Genomic DNA, 16190 nt, shown 5'->3' with positions numbered 1-16190 from the left:
GGATAGCAGACATGCCGTTGCCGCCTTGAAGCGGCAACGGCATTTTTTCGACCTGCGCCGTTGCGGATGCAACCTTCTGCATCGGCGCAGTAACGCGCGTTAATGCAGCTTGACCCGCGGCAGCGTGGTACGCCGCAACCAGTGTGCGAAGGTATCGAGCACCATGCGCGCGTAGCCGTGCAGCGCGGCAATATGCAGCCGGTACAGGGACATGTACATGAATCGCGCGAACAGACCTTCAATCAGCATGTTGCCGCCGATCACCCCGCCCATCAGATTCCCAACCGCACTGAAGTGTCCGAGCGACACCAGCGAGCCGAAATCGCGATAAGCGAATTCCGGCAGCGGCTTGCCGTCGAGCCGCGCCGCCAGCGCTTTCATCAGAAAACTTGCCTGCTGATGGGCGGCCTGCGCGCGCGGCGGCACGTTACGCTCGTTACCCGGCCACGGGCAAGCCGCGCAATCGCCGAGCGCAAAGACGTTGTCGTCGATTTCGGTTTGCAGCGTCAGGCGCACGTTGAGCTGGCCAAGCCGATTGACGGGCAGGCCGTCGAGCTGGCTCAGGATAGCTGGCGCCTTGATGCCCGCCGCCCACACCGTCAGGTCGGCACGCACCGTTTTACCGCTGGCCGTGCGGATGATGCCCGGCGCGACCTCGGCCACCGTTTCGCCGATCATCAGCTTCACGCCGAGCTTGGTGAGCAATTCGGCGGTAGCTGTCGACACACGCTCCTGCAAGGCCGGCAGAATGCGCGGCCCCGCTTCGATCAGCACAATGCCGACGTCATGCCGCGGATCGAGCTTATGCAGACCGTACGCGGACAGCACCTGCGCCGTGTTGCGCAATTCCGCCGACAACTCCACCCCCGTCGCGCCGCCTCCGACGATCGCCACCTGAATGCGCGGCTCGCTGGAGGGTGCCGCGCCCGGCGTTGATTCGACAGGCTCGTGGACCTGATGCTCGGCGCGCATGCAGGCCGCGATCAGGCGTTTGCGGAAACGCTCCGCCTGGCCCACGGTGTCGAGTGCGAGGGAATATTCCGGCGCGCCTTTCACTCCGAAAAAAGCGGTCGTGCTGCCGATCGCGATGATCAGCGTGTCGTATTCGAGCTCGCGCTCGGGGAGCAATTCGGCGCCGTCGTCGTCGAGCACCGTACCCAGCGTGAGCCGCTTGTTCGCGCGGTCCAGCCCGGTCAGTTCTCCCTGTTGAAACTCGAAGCCATGCCAGCGCGCCTGCGCCGCGTATTCGAGTTCCTGCGTGAACGGGTCCATACTGCCGGCCGCCACTTCATGCAGCAGCGGCTTCCAGATATGAGTCGGATTGCGATCGACGAGCGTGACTTGCGCCTGCACACCACTCTTATTCTTGTGGGGTGCATAACGATCGCCCAGACGCGTCGCCAACTCCAGCCCCCCCGCGCCCCCCCCAACGACGATAAAACGATGCATTGAACTCTCCGTGATTGCCGATGGTAATGCGTCGCGACGGGGCGCATGAGCTAACACGCGAGCGCGCCGTCTTTCAGCGATTGTCCGTTAGCAGGACGGATTGTCACAAGCCGCCAAATCACATGTGTGACATGCGCGCGACGTTATCGCGCGCCGTCACACGCACGTCAATGCGCTTCTTCCCAGTTCAGGCCCGCGCCTACTTCGGCGACCAGCGGCACTTTCAGGTCGGCGACACCGCACATCAACTCGGGCAAGCGCTTGCGTACTTCGGACAACTCTCCGTCCGGCACTTCGAGAATCAGTTCGTCGTGCACCTGCATGATCATGCGCGTGCCGATCTTCGACTCTTCGATCCAGTCCTGTACCGCGATCATGGAGAGCTTGATCAGGTCGGCGGCCGTGCCCTGCATGGGCGCGTTAATCGCGGCTCGCTCGGCGGCCTGACGGCGCGGACCGTTGCCACCATTGATCTCCGGCAGCCACAGGCGGCGGCCGAATACCGTTTCGACGTAACCCTTGGCCTTCGCGCTCACACGCGTTTCGTCCATATAGCGCGCGACGCCCGGATAACGTGCGAAGTAGCGGTCGATATAGAGCTTGGCGGCATCACGCGTAATGCCGAGGTTCGAGGCAAGACCAAACGAACTCATGCCGTAGATCAGCCCGAAATTGATGACCTTCGCCACGCGCCGCTGATCGCTCGAGACTTCGAGCGGCGTTACGCTGAAGATCTCCGCCGCAGTCGCGCGGTGAATGTCTTCGCCTTGCGAGAACGCGCGCAGCAATGATTCGTCGCCGGAAATGTGCGCCATGATGCGCAATTCGATCTGCGAATAATCCGCGGAGACCAGCTTGTGCCCCGGCGGTGCAATAAACGCTTCGCGAATACGGCGGCCTTCGCCGGTACGCACGGGAATGTTCTGCAGGTTCGGATCGTTCGACGCGAGACGCCCGGTAACCGCCACGGCCTGCGCGTAGTTCGTGTGGACGCGGCCCGTCGTGGCGTTGACCATGCGCGGCAGCTTGTCCGTATAGGTCGACTTCAGCTTCGACAAGCCACGATGTTCGAGCAGGATCTTCGGCAGCGGATAGTCTTCGGCGAGCTTTTGCAGCACTTCTTCGTCGGTGGACGGGGCGCCGCTCGGAGTCTTCTTGATCACCGGCAATTCAAGCTTCTCGAAGAAGATCTGGCCGATCTGCTTCGGCGAGCCGAGATTGAATTCACCGCCGGCCAGCTCGTACGCTTCGCCTTCCAGCTGGATTAGCCGCGTGGCGATTTCACTGCTTTGCCGGCGCAGCTTTTCCGCATCGATCAGCACGCCCGTGCGCTCCATCTTGCGCAGCACGCGCGAGGTGGGGATTTCGATATCGCGGTACACGTATTCGAGCGTTTTCTCCGCGGCCACTTGCGGGTACAGGACCTGATGCAGTTGCAACGTGATGTCGGCGTCTTCCGCCGCATACTCCGAGGCCTTGTCCAACGCGACTTCGTCGAAACCGATCTGACTCGCGCCCTTGCCCGCCACGTCTTCGTACTTGATCGTCTTCACGCCGAGATGGCGCAGCGCGAGGCTGTCCATGTCATGCGTGCGATGCGATTCCACCACATACGATTGCAGCAGCGTGTCGTGTTCGATGCCGCGCATTTCGATGCCGTAGTTGGCCAGCACCTGCTCGTCATACTTGAGATGCTGACCGACCTTCTTGTGCGTGGTGCTCTCCAGCCACGGTTTGAGCTTCGCAAGCACCTCGTCGCGCGGTAGCTGCACAGGCGCGTCTGGGCCGCGATGCGCGAGCGGCACGTATGCGGCGCGACCCGCTTCCACCGACAATGACAGCCCCACGATCTGCGCCGTCATCGGATCGAGCGACGTGGTCTCCGTGTCGAACGAGGTCAGCTCGGCCACGTTGATCTTCTCGAGCCAGGCATCGAACTGCTCCCACGTCTGCACCGTGTCGTAATGCCGTTCGTGATTCACGGTCAACGCCGGCGGCACGTCGGCGGCCGGCGCGCCCTCCACCGGCTCCGCGCTCGCGCTTTCCACCTCGCGCAGCCAGGTCTTGAAACCGTGCCGCATGAACACGTCACGCAGCTCCTCGCGCGCTTCAGGCCGGCTTGGCAGGCTTTCCCCGATCGACACGACATGCCCGGTCAGATCGCAATTGCGCTCGACGGTGACGAGCTTTTTCGCCATTGGCAGAAAATCGAGCGCGCGGCGCAGATTGTCTCCTACCGCACCTTTAATCTCGTCAGCATGTGCGACGATGCCATCTAGCGAGTCGAATTGCGTGAGCCATTTGATCGCTGTTTTCGGCCCGCACTTATCGACGCCCGGCACGTTGTCGACGGTATCGCCGATCAACGACAGGTAGTCGATGATGCGCTCCGGCGGCACGCCGAACTTGGCGATCACGCCTTCGCGGTCGAGCGTTTCGTTGGTCATCGTATTGATGAGGGTGACATGATCCGACACGAGCTGCGCCAGATCCTTGTCCCCAGTCGACACGATCACCTTCATGCCGCGCTGTTCCGCCGCGGTGCTGAGGGTGCCGATCACGTCGTCGGCCTCGACGCCTTCGATCATCAGCAACGGCCAGCCGAGCGCGCGCACGGCCACATGAATCGGCTCGATCTGGCGCGAGAGATCGTCCGGCATGGACGGACGATTCGCCTTATAGTCGGCATACCAATCGTCGCGGAACGTTTTGCCCTTGGCGTCGAACACGCACGCGCTATACTCTGCGGTGACTTCCTTGCGCATGCGCCGCAGCATGTTGATCATTCCGTAGAGCGCACCTGTCGGACCACCATCGGGGCCGCGCAGATCCGGCATCGCATGATAGGCCCGGTACAGATAACTCGAACCGTCGACCAATAGCAGGGTCTTACCTTCAAGGCTTCGTTCTTCAGGCATTATGACTAAGAGAAAAGTGATTCCGAGTCTGCGATCACTCGCAGATCAAGAGCGCGCAACGGCCAAAAAGGCGCGCGCATCGTGGCAGATGTTCACGATTATGGCAGAGTTTATCGAGGCGACCGAGTACCTCTCGGAGATTCGCCCGGCGGTCAGCATTTACGGTTCGGCGCGCCTGAAACCGAACTCGCCTTACTACAAGCTCGCCACGCAAATCGCGCGCAAGCTGTCGGATGCCGGCTTCGCGGTGATCTCCGGCGGCGGCCCGGGCATCATGGAAGCGGCCAACAAGGGCGCGCATGCCGGCAAGGCACCTTCGGTCGGACTGAACATCGAATTGCCGCATGAGCAATCGGGCAATCAGTGGCAAGACATCTCGTTGCGCTTCCGCCATTTCTTCACGCGCAAAGTCACGTTCGTGAAGAATTCGGATGCGGTGATCGTGATGCCGGGCGGCTTCGGCACGCTGGACGAACTCGCTGAAGTCCTCACGCTGATCCAGACCAAGAAGTCGCGCCACGTGCCGATCATTCTGGTGGGCGGCGAGTTCTGGGAAGGCCTGCTTGCGTGGTTCAGGAACTCGCTCTTGCCGATGGGCCTGATCAATCCGACCGACATGGACCTCATGCAGGTCATCGACGATCCGGATCAGGTGCTCGAAGCAGTGCTGAAGTTCTATGAAGACCGCGAAGAAGCCGAACCGCATCCGGCCAAGTCGGACGAAGACCGGATGTTCTATCTGTAACGTTGCGAACGCACCGTGAATATCAGCGGGCGGCCTCCTGGCCGCTCGCTTCCGCTTGGTCATTCTGATCGCCTTGCGCTTGCAGCCACTCACAGAACTGCGCCACCAGCGGCGCCTGCGCAACCTCTCGCCTCGCCACCCACCAGTAGCCGCGCGCATCGATACGCGGACCCGCCAGCGGCACCACGAGCCGCCCCGAAGCCAGTTCATCCGCGAGCAGCGGCAATGGCCCGAGCGCCACACCAAGACCATCCACTGCTGCCTGCAAGGCCAGGTAGAAGTGATCGAACGATTGCTTCTTGCGGCACCGGGCCGTCACCCCCGCCGCCGATAACCAGTTGCCCCAGGCGTCCGGCCGCGTGTCGGAATGCAGCAGCACATGCCGCGCGAGATCGTCGGCGACTTTGATCGGCGAGCGCTGCAATAGCGCGGGACTGCAGACCGGAATCTCGCTCTCGCCAAGAAAATGACCGCTCACGCAGTTGGGCCAATGCGCCGGACCGCGCCGCACCGCCACATCGAAGCTGTCCAGCGTTTCTACCGGAGCGTTCGACGTGGCCAATCTCAACTCCACGTTCGGCACCTTGCGCTGGAATTGATGCAGCCGTGGCAGCAGCCACTTCATCGCAAACGTGGGCAGCGCATTCACGCGCAGCACGTGGACGACACCCGTATCGCGCAACTGATCCGTGGCGAGCGCGATGCTGTCGAACGCGGCCTGCACGGTGGACAGATAGCGGCGGCCATCGCCGGTCAGACGCACGCGCTTGCCGCGGCGCTGGAACACCTGCACGCCCAGCCATGTTTCGAACGCCGCGACTTGCCGGCTGATTGCACCGTGCGTCACATGCAATTCGTTCGCCGCAGCCGTAAAGCTTTCATGCCGCGCCGCGGCTTCGAAGGCGCGCAGCGCCGGAAAGGGAGGGAGATTGCGAGCCATGCTTGTGATTCTAGATCACAAGCGCGCGCCCAAAAATCGTTTTGCGCGCCGCCAGTTCGGCGCTACCCTCCTGAGCTTGAACTGCAAGCTTCTCGATATGGACCAAGATCTCACTTCGACCGAGCCATCATTGGCTACGCCACCCACATTGCGGGAAATTTTTGGCGGCTTTCTCGGCCTTGGGCTGATCTCATTCGGCGGCGCGCTGCCGCTGGCGCGGCGCGCCTTGGTCGAACAACGCCGCTGGCTGAGCGCCAAAGAATTCACCGACCTGCTGGGCCTTTGCCAATTCTTGCCGGGCGGCAATGTCATCAATCTCTCGGTGGCTATGGGCATGCGCTTTCGCGGCGTGCCGGGCGCGCTGGCCGGCCTGCTCGGGCTGATCGCCGGTCCATCGCTGGTGGTGATCGGCCTCGGCGTGCTGTACGAACACACGCAAAACGACCCGCACGTGCGCCATCTGTTTGCAGGTCTCGCGGCCGCCGCGGCCGGCCTGTTGATCTCGATGGCCGTGAAAATCCTGCTGCCGTTGCGGCATGACCCGATGGCCGCGCTTATCGCGGTGCTCGGCTTCATCGCGATTGCGATCATGCGGCTGCCGCTTCTGCCCACCATGCTGGTACTGACGCCGCTCAGCATCTACATCGCGTCGAGGAGAGCACGATGAACGACACGCTCGTTTCCCTCGCCGTCATTTTCAGCCAGCTTTCACTGCTCGCGTTCGGCGGCGGCAATACGATTCTTCCGGAGATGCAGCGTCAGGTGGTGGACGTGCATCACTGGATGCCGGCCAGCGAGTTCAGCGCCTTGTTCGCGCTCGCGCAAGCCGCGCCGGGGCCGAATCTGATGGTCGTTACGTTGGTGGGCTGGCACGTGGCGGGTTGGGCGGGGATGCTGGTGGCGTCGGTGGCGAAGTTCGGGCCGTCATCGCTCGTGACGATCCTCGCGCTGCATGCATGGGAGCGCTTCAAAGACCGCCCGTGGCGGCGCTATGCACAGATGGGACTGGTGCCGGTCACGGCTGGCATCGTGGCGGCAAGTGCGGCGTTGATCGCCGAGGCGTCGGACCCGACCGCGATTGCGTGGGCGATCACCGCTTTCACCGCCGTCATGGCGATGAAGACGCGCATTCATCCGCTGTGGCTGCTGGCCGCCGGCAGCTTGATCGGGCTGACGGGGTTCGGGCAAATGTAGGTGCTGTTTTAGGTGCGGGCGGCCGGCCCGCACCTGATAAAAACCCGCTTATTGAAACGCCACTTCCGCAAAGCTGCGCAGCTTGCGACTATGCAAGCGATGCAGCCCGTTCATCCGCAGCAACTCCATAGCCTTCACACCGATCTGCAAATGCTGATCGACCTGCGCGCGATAGAACTGATCCGCCATGCCGGGCAGCTTCAGTTCGCCGTGCAAGGGCTTGTCCGACACGCACAGCAAGGTGCCGTAAGGCACCCGAAAACGGAAACCGTTGGCGGCGATCGTCGCGCTTTCCATATCGAGCGCCACCGCGCGGCTTTGCGACAGCCGCTGCACCGGCTCGCGGTGATCGCGCAATTCCCAGTTGCGGTTGTCCACGCTCGCCACCGTGCCCGTGCGCATCACGCGCTTCAATTCGGCGCCGTCCAGTTGCGTGACCTGCGCGACCGCGCGCTCCAGCGCCACCTGCACTTCGGCGAGCGCCGGAATCGGCACCCACAGCGGCAAATCGGCGTCGAGCACGTGATCCTCGCGCACATAGCCGTGCGCCAGCACATAGTCGCCGAGACGCTGCGTATTGCGCAGACCCGCGCAGTGGCCGAGCATGACCCACGCATGCGGACGCAGCACGGCGATGTGATCGGTAATGGTCTTCGCATTCGACGGTCCAACCCCGATGTTGACCATCGTGATGCCGCTGCCGTCCGCGCGCTTCAGGTGATACGCCGGCATTTGCGGCAGACGCGGCGGCGCCGTGCCTTCCTGCGCCTGTTCGCCGAGATTCTCGTTGTAGGTGATTACGTCGCCGGGCTCGACGAACGAGGTGTACTCGCTGCGATAGGCGCGCAGTTCCGCGTCGTCGGTATGAGCCATCATCGTGCGGCCGAGTTTGACGAACTCGTCGATATAGAACTGGTAGTTCGTGTACAGCACGTAGTTCTGGCAATGCGTTGGCGATGTCGCCGTATAGTGCTTCAGCCGATGCAGCGAGAAATCGACCCGCGCCGCCGTGAACAGCGCGAGCGGATGCGGCTCGCCCGGCGGCGGCTCATAGGTGCCATTGACAATGCGGTCGTCGAGCAGCGCGAGGTCCGGCGTGTCGAATACGTCGCGCATCAGGAACAGACGCTCGCGGTCCAGATCGCCCTCGAGGTGAATGCCCTCGGCGAAAGCGAAATGAATTGGAATCGGCTGTTCCGACACGCCGACTTCGATCTGCACGTGGTGGTTCTTCGCTAGCAGGCGCAATTGCTCGCGATAGTAATTGCCGAACAGATCCGGCCGCGTGACGGTCGTCTCGAACACGCCCGGCCCCGCCACAAAGCCGTACGAACGGCGCGAGTCGATATGCGTGTTCACTTCAGTGCACACTCGCACGAACGGGTAGCAGGCGCGCACCCGGCGTTCGAACAGCTCGTTGCGGCGGTAGCGCGCGAAGGCGTCGCGCAGGAACGAAGTGTTCGCTTCGTAGATCGCTGAGAGGCGGGTAACGGCCTCGGCGGCGTCGGCAAAGGATTCGGTTGGGAAGCTGTTGGCGGGAGTCTGCACCGCGCGTTGATTGGTATCGTTGTTCATCGTCATTCGCCTCGATTGATGAGACCACATTACCACGGAACCCATGATCGCCATATGTCCTGGCGAGCCTTCCCGCACAGGCCGTCATCCGGCCCGCAGGATTGCCGGCATGCGGCGCGAAAGGGGCGCAAAATAAGGCGGTCGCGCCCGAAGGCCAGGCTGGATTTGCTAGAATCGGGGCACCATATTGGAGAATCACCATGAAGCCGCTCCTTCCCGTCGCCGTTGCACTGGCCCTCGCCTTTGGCAACGCCGCGATGGCTGCCCAGCCTGTCGATGAGACTCCGCCTGCCGACGTCGCTCAATCCGCCAATGAACGGGCGGGTCTGCCAGACCTGGCGAAGATCAATCGTCCGGCCGCCGAGGTCAGCTCGAAGGTCGAAATCAACGTCCCGCGCACGCCGAGCTTCCACGAGCGCAGCGCCAACGGCACCGAAATCACCGAATACCGTGACAAAGGCAAGCCTGTCGAAATCAACGTGCATTCGAATTTTGGCACGCACTACCAGATGAGCGCACCGCTCGACACGTCGCCCACCGTGCGCGATAACGGCCGCGCGAGCACGCGCTTGCCGTCGGTGAACCTGACCTATTGACTTATTGATTGCCAAGCCGGGGCGGCGCCCCCGGTGTAGGCCACCGCCCCGGATCCGGACGCTCACGAGGCGCCCCCTGGGCCTTCAGCCTGCTTGCCGAGCCTTACCCTGGCCGTACGGTGTCGATATGCCGCAGCGCTTCGCGGCTCCGGAAGCGCGCGTTGCCGACATCGCATTTGCCACACATCGCACTGGCCCTCACCGCGCCAGCCCGACCAACCTGATCTGACGTCTCCCGCATGGCTGTCTTCACCGCTGTCACCGAATCCCAACTCGCAGAATGGATGGGCCATTACGATCTCGGCGATGTCGTCGACTTTCGCGGCATTTCCTCCGGTATTGAAAACAGCAACTTCTTTCTGACGACGACGCGCGGCGAATACGTCCTCACGATCTTCGAAAAGCTCACGGCCGAACAGCTGCCGTTCTACCTCGAACTCATGCGGCACCTGGCCGCGCACCACGTGCCGGTGCCGGACCCCATGCCTCGCGAAGACGGCGCGCTGTTCGGCACCTTGCATGGCAAGCCCGCCGCCATCGTGACCAAGCTCGAGGGCGCGCCGGAGCTGGCGCCGGGCGTCGAACACTGCGCGGAAGTCGGCCACATGCTGGCGCGCATGCACCTGGCGGGCCGCGATTACCCCCGCTACCAGCCGAACCTGCGCAGCCTGCCGTGGTGGCAGGAGACCGTGCCGACGGTCCTGCCGTTCCTCGACGGCGCGCAACGCGAGCTGCTGTCGTCCGAACTGGCGCATCAGGAGGCCTTCTTCGCCTCCGCCGATTACGCCGCGCTGCCCGGCGGCCCGTGCCATGCCGATCTGTTCCGCGACAACGCGATGTTCGCGCACGCCGCGCCGGAAACCGGCCACGAAGTACGCCTCGGCGGCTTCTTCGACTTCTATTTCGCGGGCTGCGACAAGTGGCTGTTCGACGTCGCGGTCACCGTCAACGACTGGTGCGTCGACCTCGCCACCGGCAAACTGGACGACGCGCGCACCGAAGCCCTGCTGCGGTCCTATCAGACCGTGCGCCCGTTCACCGCCGAAGAAAACCGCCATTGGGGCGACATGCTGCGTGCGGGCGCGTACCGCTTCTGGGTCTCGCGCCTGTATGATTTTCATTTGCCGCGCGCGGCCGAGCTGCTCAAACCGCACGATCCCGGCCATTTCGAGCGCATTCTGCGCGAACGCCTGTCCGGCGTAGCACTTCCTGGCATTCATATCCCATGCAACTGATCGAAGTCCCCGCGAAAGCCGGCTATGTATGGTTCCGGCAGGGTATCTGGCTGTTCCGCAAGAACCCGCTCGCGTTCCTGACGCTGTTCTTCACCTATCTGCTGGTAATGACGCTCGTGTCGCAGATTCCGGTGATCGGCGGCGTGCTGCCGCTCGCGTTCATTCCTGGCGTCGCGGTCGGGTTCATGGCGGCGTGCCGCAACACGATTGCGGGCAAGCCGGTGTTCCCGACCATTCTGGTGGACGGTTTTCACTCTTACGGCCCGGTGGTCGCCAAACGGCTGCTGGTGCTCGGCGTGCTTTACGTCGTCGCCATGGCGCTGGTGCTGGCAGGCTCCGCGCTCGCCGACGGCGGCATGCTGCTGAAGGTGATGCTCGGAGGCGCCGCGCTCGATCAGGACGCGATCGCCAACAGCAATATCCCGCTCGCGGTCATCACGGCTTTCGCGTTTTACGTGCCGGTGGCGATGATCTTCTGGTTCTCGCCGATCCTCGCCGCGTGGCATGACGTGCCGCCCGTCAAGGCCATGTTCTTCAGCATCGTCAGTTGCTGGCGCAACCGCGGGGCGTTCATTGTGTTCGGCGCGCTGTGGTTCGCCGTGGCCATGACCGTATCGCTCGGTTTGTCCGCGCTCATGCAGGCGCTGGGCGCGGGCGACTTCGCGTTCGCGATCCTGATGCCGGCCACGATGATCGTCACGACCATGCTGTATTGCTCGTTTTACGCGACCTATCGCGGCTGCTTCGGTGTGCAGACGCCCGAAACACCCGATCTGCCGACCAACAAGCCGGCGGCCTGAGCATCATTCCGGCGCGGGCGCTGTTCTGGCGCCCGCCCACACGCCCCGTTCACGGCGGCGCTTGTTTTTGCTACTTGTCTTCGCCCCTTCCCGGTCTACGCCACGCCCCCCAGTCTGCCGCCGCACTCGTCATCGCACGCCGATTTGCGGCACAATAGTTTGCACGCAATCGATTTGCACACTCTTTTTGCACGGGAGGCATCATGACCCAGCGCCTGGCTTTGCCCTTCACACTCGACGAGCAACTCTGCTTCGCCCTCTATTCGACCTCGCTCGCCATGACGAAGGCGTATAAGCCGCTACTCGACAAGCTGGGCCTGACCTACCCGCAATATCTGGCCATGCTGGCGCTCTGGGAGAGCGACGACATCACGGTCAAGGACATGGCCGCACGCCTGAACCTCGATCCGGCGACGGTCACGCCGCTGCTCAAGCGCCTCGAGACACAAGGGCTTCTGGAGCGGGTTCGCGGCGTGGACGATGAGCGCCTCGTGTATATCCGTCTCACCAAGGCCGGCTTGGCACTCAAGCGCCAGGCGCGCGAAGTGCCTGCGGAAATCCTCTGTGCGACCCAACAGACGCCCGACTTCCTGCTTCAATTGCGCGACGACCTGACCCGCCTGCGCACCACGCTCAACGATTACATGGACCACTAGCCGGAGCGTTGCAAACGCACGCTATCGCGACGATGCAAAAAAATTAATTTGCACACAAATGATTTGTGTACTATCTTTATCACATGCCGCTTCGATAGGGCTCCGCCAGAACGGCGGGCAAGGCGGAGCGGCAAACATGCAGATCCCAACAAACCAGACATAGGAGCAACACCATGAACATCCTCTACAAGGCAAGCGCAACGAGCACCGGTGGCCGCGACGGCCGCGCCGTTTCGTCGGACAACGCTTTGGACGTCAAGCTGGCAGCACCGCGTGAACTGGGCGGCAACGGCGCAGCAGGCACGAATCCGGAACAACTGTTTGCAGCCGGCTACTCGGCGTGTTTCCTGAGCGCGATGAAGTTCGTGGCCGGCCAGAAGAAGCAGGCGTTGCCGGCGGACACGCAAGTCACGGCCGAAGTCGGCATCGGCCCGAACGACAAGGGCGGTTTCGCGCTGGACATCGATCTGCGCGTCTCGCTGCCGGGCCTCGAAGCGACTGCGGCCAAGGAGCTGGTCGACGCGGCGCATCAGGTGTGCCCGTACTCGAACGCCACGCGCAACAACGTCGCGGTCCGTCTGCAAGTCGCGTAAGCTGCGGCCTCGGCCTATCGCCAGAAAATCGGCTAAGGAGCCAAGCGGCGCGGAAAACCGCGTCGCGGGCCACAAACAGCGCCCGCACCCTGCACAATAGGGGCGGGCGCTGTGCCATTTTGCGAACGCGGCATGTCTTGTGCGACGCGGGTTCGTGCCGCCTCTTGCGGTCGACGGCAAGCCCGACCGCTCACCCAGATTCCATGATCCCCGTTTCTGATGACACTAGCCCGACGACTGAACGCCGCCTTCGACACCGGTCTTGTCTGGTTTCGCCGCGACCTGCGCAGCACGGACCATGCCGCGCTCTATTACGCGCTCAAGCATTGCGAACGGATCTGGTGCGTATTCGTGTTCGACACGACGATCCTGAATCCGCTGATTGAGACCTGGCAGGCACGCCATCCGGGCGCTCAGCCGCAGGACCGCCGCGTCGAGTTTATTCTTGCGGCGCTAGGCGAACTCGATGAGGCGTTACGTGCCGCCGGCGGGGGCCTGATCGTGCTGTACGGCGATCCAGCCGAGCTGGTGCCGACGCTCGCCGACGAACTCGGCGTGGATGCTGTCTTCGCGAATCAAGACTACGAACCAGTCGCGATCGAACGCGACGAGACCGTACGCGAGCGGCTCACCGACGCCGGACGCCAATGGCTGACGTTCAAGGATCAGGTGATTTTCGAACGCGACGAAGTGCTCACCGGCCAAAACAAGCCCTTCACGGTGTTCACGCCCTATAAGAACGCGTGGCTCAAGCAGCTAACAGCCTTCGACTTGAAGCCGTACCCGGTTGAAACCTACGCGAACCATCTGGCCGCACTGCCGCCGAAGCTGGATCGCCAGTTGCCCGCGCTCGACCAACTCGGCTTTGCACCGAGCAACCTGGCTGAATTGAATCTGCCGACCGGCATGAGCGGCGCGCGGCGGCTGCTCGACGACTTCACCACCCGTATCGACAGCTACGCGGACCGGCGCGACTTCCCCGGCGCCAAAGGCCCGAGCTACCTGTCGACGCATCTGCGCTTCGGCACGGTGTCGATCCGCACGCTTGCGCGTCTCGCTCACGAGATGTCGCTGCAGCCCGACGGGCAAGGTTCGGCCACGTGGCTGTCAGAACTGATCTGGCGGGATTTTTACTTCATGATCCTGGCGCATCATCCGCGGCTGGCGAGCGGCGCGTCATTCAAGGAAGAGTACGACCTGGTACGCTGGGAACAGGGTCCGGAAGCGGACAAGGCTTTCGCCGCCTGGTGCGACGGCCGCACCGGCTATCCGCTGGTCGATGCGGCCATGCTGCAACTGAACCGCACCGGCTATATGCACAACCGCTTGCGGATGGTGACGGCGAGTTTTCTGGTGAAAGATCTGGGCGTGGACTGGCGGCTCGGCGAGCGTTATTTCGCCGAACAGCTGAACGACTTCGATTTCTCGGCCAATAACGGCGGTTGGCAATGGGCGGCGTCGACGGGTTGCGACGCGCAGCCGTACTTCCGGATCTTCAATCCGGTCACGCAATCCGAAAAATTCGATGCGGACGGCCGCTTTATCAAACGCTATTTGCCTCAGCTTGCGAAGCTGCCGGCGAAATGGATTCACGCGCCATGGCTCGCGGGCGCGGAGCGGCTCGCGGAAGCGGGCGTGGAGCTAGGCAAGGACTACCCGGCACCGATTGTGGACCATGCCGAAGCGCGGGCGCGCACGTTGATCCGTTTCGGCAAATCTGACGGCCGAACCACGGGGCAGGCGGACCGCTGATGCGCTATTTCACACGTTGCGCGGCGTTAACCTGCGCAGCGTAGGCCATGCTTAGTGCTGGCTCATCCACGACGGGTGACGCAGGTTCGCTTCACGGTCGAGCTTGCGCATACGGAATTCCAGATCGTACAGATCGGTTGCTTCAGCGAGGAATGCGTCAGCGCGTTCTTTCGCGAGCTGATCGGGCGACTTGGTCAGAAACAGAAACAGGCGGCTGAGCAGATACATGGCTAACCTCGGAAATGAGTTTAGGCGTTAACGCCTAAGGGATAACCCGTATTATAGGGAAAACCCTAGGAAAGCGCCAATACTCATTTCGAAGTGTTGCTCCAACCTCACCGGGCACCGGCCGAGGCCGCTGTGGCGGTGTTTTCCACTACGCGGCCGGCGCCGGTGCGGCGCTGGTGTCTGAAAAACTCCCACACCATGGCGCTCGCGTCCGGACCTTTGGCGGAATGGAACGGCACGGCGTCGTCGCCGCCGCTCCAGGCATGGGCGAGCCCTTGCACGCGGCAGAACCGCACCACGCGCCGACCGCCGCGCACGTAGTCGCGCATCACCACACCGCTCTTACGCTCTTCCCGCACTTCGCCCGACTTGCGCGCGCCGGTTTCGTCGACCATACGGTTCAGGCGAAGAAACTGCTCCGCCAATTGGTCCGCGTTGACCGGCGAGACCACATGGTCGGCGTCGCCGTGGATGATGATGGCCGGCATACCCGGGTAGTGCGCCACATCGACGGTCTCGTCGACCAGTTCGGCCGGTTCACCGCGTGCGCCGCGCCGCATCACGTCCATGGCCGCAATGCCGGAGCGCGCCTCGCCGAACGCGGGGCCGGAATGCAGCGCGACCGCCGCGAACCGGTCCGGATAGGTGGCGGCCAGAAGCGCCGTCAGGCCGGCTCCGGCCGAGATTCCGGCAACATAGACACGCTCGCTGTCGAAACCATGCTGCGCGACCAGCGCATCGACGAGCGACACCACTGCGCGCGCCTCAGCCCCGCCCGCGTGTTCGCCGGCGTCGTACCAATGCCAGCAGCGGTGCGAGTGCGCGTGCTTCGACTGCTCGGGATAGACCACGGCAAAGCCAAAGCGGTCGGCCAGCACGTTCATCCGCGTGCCTTCCGCGAATTCGTCGATCGACTGCGTGCAGCCGTGCAGCATCACCACCAGCGGCAGCGCCTCGCGCGCATGACCTGCCGGGACATACAGACCGTACTGAAGATGATTGACGAGACGCCCGGGAGAAGCCGGCGCCGAGTGGAACGAGCGCGTCCACGAACCGCTCGCCCAAGCAGACGCACGCGGACGCACACGCGACTCGCGGGCGGCGGGATGCGGCGCTTCCCGCTTGGCGGGCGCGCGTAGCACAGCCACTTGCTTGAGCGGGCGAACCTTGGCGGACGGCTTGCTGGTGGCGGCCTTGGCCGGTCGCGTCGTCGTCCGCTTGGCGGTTTTGCTGGCGTGGTCGGTTTGGATCGCGAGCAGCCGCTTGAGACCGCCCAGCCAGATTTTCGATAGACTTTTTGCCATCGGTGGATAACCTCGCAAAAAGGGACAGGGTCCGTTCGATAAACGATGCTTTCTTGTGCAATGCACAATAACATCATTCCTCATGCGATGCTGGAACCCTCCGCGTTATCCAGGCTTGAAATTTCCGCTCGGCGAACCTTGTCGCGCAGGCGGCGTCCAACCCCCACAAGGCTTTGCCGGCTGCTTGTTCGCCAACCGGCGTTCG

At 63.1% G+C, this 16190-nt stretch carries 15 protein-coding genes; 9 read left to right on the top strand and 6 right to left on the bottom strand.

From position 1 onward, the window contains the following. Positions 1-99: 99 nt before the first annotated feature. Together A6V37_RS00835 and polA are read right to left on the bottom strand one after the other, a co-directional pair. Positions 100-1449, bottom strand: a complete 1350-nt coding sequence (locus A6V37_RS00835) for an NAD(P)/FAD-dependent oxidoreductase (RefSeq protein WP_064271015.1) — start codon at positions 1447-1449, stop codon at positions 100-102. 167 nt (positions 1450-1616) lie between these two features. Beyond that, positions 1617-4367 (bottom strand): DNA polymerase I, encoded by a 2751-nt coding sequence (gene polA, locus A6V37_RS00830; protein ID WP_064271016.1) that lies wholly within the window; start codon positions 4365-4367, stop codon positions 1617-1619. Between the two features lies 1 nt (position 4368). Here polA and A6V37_RS00825 point away from each other — a divergent pair, with 1 nt between their 5' ends. Next, positions 4369-5112: an LOG family protein gene (locus tag A6V37_RS00825; protein ID WP_064271017.1), complete on the top strand. Its 744-nt coding sequence runs from the start codon at positions 4369-4371 to the stop codon at positions 5110-5112. Positions 5113-5134: 22 nt separating this feature from the next. On the opposite strand, the gene A6V37_RS00820 is transcribed toward A6V37_RS00825, so the two are convergent. Next, entirely contained in the window at positions 5135-6052 is a 918-nt protein-coding gene (locus tag A6V37_RS00820) for a transcriptional regulator GcvA (protein ID WP_064271018.1), read from the bottom strand. A gap of 97 nt (positions 6053-6149) precedes the next feature. On the opposite strand from A6V37_RS00820, the gene A6V37_RS00815 reads away from it, so the two are divergent. Beyond that, on the top strand, positions 6150-6719 hold the full coding sequence (locus A6V37_RS00815) for a chromate transporter (RefSeq protein WP_064285683.1): 570 nt from the start codon (positions 6150-6152) through the stop codon (positions 6717-6719). Beyond that, positions 6716-7246, top strand: a complete 531-nt coding sequence (locus A6V37_RS00810) for a chromate transporter (RefSeq protein ID WP_064271019.1) — start codon at positions 6716-6718, stop codon at positions 7244-7246. The genes A6V37_RS00815 and A6V37_RS00810 overlap by 4 nt, the downstream gene beginning before the upstream one ends. A gap of 48 nt (positions 7247-7294) precedes the next feature. On the opposite strand, the gene A6V37_RS00805 is transcribed toward A6V37_RS00810, so the two are convergent. Further along, on the bottom strand, positions 7295-8821 hold the full coding sequence (locus tag A6V37_RS00805; RefSeq protein WP_064271289.1) for an AMP nucleosidase: 1527 nt from the start codon (positions 8819-8821) through the stop codon (positions 7295-7297). Between the two features lie 200 nt (positions 8822-9021). Here A6V37_RS00805 and A6V37_RS00800 point away from each other — a divergent pair, with 200 nt between their 5' ends. The 6 genes from A6V37_RS00800 to A6V37_RS00775 all read left to right on the top strand — a co-directional run bounded on the left by A6V37_RS00800 (position 9022) and on the right by A6V37_RS00775 (position 14453). Continuing rightward, complete coding sequence (locus tag A6V37_RS00800) at positions 9022-9417, top strand: hypothetical protein (RefSeq protein ID WP_064271020.1); 396 nt, start codon at positions 9022-9024, stop codon at positions 9415-9417. Between the two features lie 239 nt (positions 9418-9656). Continuing rightward, entirely contained in the window at positions 9657-10652 is a 996-nt protein-coding gene (locus tag A6V37_RS00795; protein WP_064271021.1) for a homoserine kinase, read from the top strand. After that, entirely contained in the window at positions 10643-11452 is an 810-nt protein-coding gene (locus A6V37_RS00790; protein ID WP_064271022.1) for a BPSS1780 family membrane protein, read from the top strand. Before A6V37_RS00795 ends, A6V37_RS00790 begins: the two co-directional genes overlap by 10 nt. 203 nt (positions 11453-11655) lie before the next feature. Beyond that, complete coding sequence (locus tag A6V37_RS00785) at positions 11656-12108, top strand: MarR family winged helix-turn-helix transcriptional regulator (RefSeq protein ID WP_064271023.1); 453 nt, start codon at positions 11656-11658, stop codon at positions 12106-12108. Positions 12109-12281: 173 nt separating this feature from the next. Then, positions 12282-12701, top strand: coding sequence for an organic hydroperoxide resistance protein (locus A6V37_RS00780; RefSeq protein WP_064271024.1), 420 nt, complete (start codon positions 12282-12284; stop codon positions 12699-12701). Positions 12702-12920: 219 nt separating this feature from the next. Beyond that, positions 12921-14453, top strand: a complete 1533-nt coding sequence (locus A6V37_RS00775) for a cryptochrome/photolyase family protein (RefSeq protein ID WP_064285679.1) — start codon at positions 12921-12923, stop codon at positions 14451-14453. A gap of 51 nt (positions 14454-14504) precedes the next feature. On the opposite strand, the gene A6V37_RS38575 is transcribed toward A6V37_RS00775, so the two are convergent. Together A6V37_RS38575 and A6V37_RS00770 are read right to left on the bottom strand one after the other, a co-directional pair. Then, entirely contained in the window at positions 14505-14681 is a 177-nt protein-coding gene (locus A6V37_RS38575; RefSeq protein WP_064506450.1) for a DUF3563 family protein, read from the bottom strand. 107 nt (positions 14682-14788) lie between these two features. After that, the gene (locus A6V37_RS00770) at positions 14789-15985 is read right to left on the bottom strand and encodes an extracellular catalytic domain type 1 short-chain-length polyhydroxyalkanoate depolymerase (RefSeq protein ID WP_064271026.1); all 1197 of its coding nucleotides are present in this window, start codon (positions 15983-15985) and stop codon (positions 14789-14791) included. Between the last annotated feature and the right edge of the window lie 205 nt (positions 15986-16190).

Origin of the sequence: Paraburkholderia ginsengiterrae, assembly GCF_001645125.1 — a bacterium.
GTDB lineage: Bacteria > Pseudomonadota > Gammaproteobacteria > Burkholderiales > Burkholderiaceae > Paraburkholderia > Paraburkholderia ginsengiterrae.
Note: the sequence above shows the minus strand (reverse complement) of the source record. Positions and strands in the feature narration are given on the sequence as shown.